Raw genomic sequence first — 1,293 nt, forward strand, 5'->3', positions numbered from 1 at the left:
TTGAAAACGACTTGCGCCGTGCCGCCGGCTTCCGTGCTCAGCCAAAGCCGCTCGTGCTGGCGCAGCTTCAGGGAATCGCCGGGGACGAGCCAGTAGTCTTCGGTATCGTTGCTGCGCGTGGCCCATACCGGCGCGCCGAGAACCGACAGCTTGACGCTGTTGCCAATACGCATCGGCACCGTTTCGCCATCGGCTATTTCGAACGTGATGCTTGTGGATATTTCTCGCATGACAGCCTCCGCCAAAAATCGTGTTGATGACTAGAAGATAGACTCAGCAAGGGTTTAAGCAAAACGAGCAATTTTCGTCTGTATGTGAGATATATTCACACATACACACATTCGAGCCGATGACCGTGGACCTACGCCAACTCCCCGCTCTCAATGCGTTGCGCGCCTTCGAAGCCGCCGCGCGCCACGAAAGCTTCTCGCGCGCCGCCGACGAACTCTTCGTCACCCACGGCGCCGTGAGCCATCAAATCCGGGCGCTCGAGGCGGATCTCGGCGTCACGCTCTTCGTTCGCGATGGCAAGCGCGTGCGGCTGTCGGATACCGGGCGGCAATACGCCGCGGAAGTCCGTACGACCCTCGCCACGCTCGCCGAAGCTACGCGGCGGGTACGTGCAGGGGATCGCGACCGGCGGCTGGTGGTATCGATGCTGTCGTCGTTTTCCGCGCGCTGGGTGACGCCGCGAATTGGCGGGTTTATCGAAGAGCATCCGGAAATCAACCTCGAACTGCTCTCGACGAACGAACTGACCGATTTCACGCGCGAAGACGTCGATGTCGCCATTCGCTTCGCGAGCACCGGGAAATACGCGGGGTTGCATTCCGAAGAACTGCTCGATGAAGTGTTTTTCCCTGCCTGTTCGCCGAACTTCCGCGGCGGCAAGCTGCCTCGCACGCCCGCCGATATGGCCGACGCGCCCTTGCTGCGTTCACACGATGAACTTTGGCGCCCCTGGTTCGACGCAGCCGGGCTCGTGGACCTGCCCGAACCCAAGCGCGGCGTTCTTTACGAAGATTCGTCGAATTTGCTACAGGCCGCCATTCAAGGGCAAGGGATCGCGCTCGTGCGCCGGTCGCTCGCCATGCATGAAATCGTGGCGGGACGGCTTGTGAGACTTTTCAATATTGATGGGCCGAGCCCGTGGAATTACTACTTCGTGTGTCCGCTGGCGCTGCTCGGGACGCAGCGCGTGCAGACGTTTCGCGCGTGGCTGCTGGACGAGATCATGCAGTTCAAGCAGCTTTACGAGCGCACGCCGGCCGTGTGCGACGGGCCTGCGCGCAA

General features: G+C 61.2%; 2 protein-coding genes. One reads left to right on the top strand and one right to left on the bottom strand.

What is annotated here, in order from left to right; translation table 11 throughout:
- The coding region (locus ACRXB1_RS36180; protein ID WP_449494791.1) for a DUF2917 domain-containing protein at positions 1-230 on the bottom strand (230 nt) is incomplete at its 3' end.
- A 125-nt stretch (positions 231-355) separates the two neighbouring features.
- On the opposite strand from ACRXB1_RS36180, the gene ACRXB1_RS36185 reads away from it, so the two are divergent.
- The coding region (locus tag ACRXB1_RS36185) for a transcriptional regulator GcvA (protein ID WP_449494792.1) at positions 356-1,293 on the top strand (938 nt) is incomplete at its 3' end.

It is taken from the genome of Caballeronia sp. M23-90 (genome assembly GCF_053574605.1).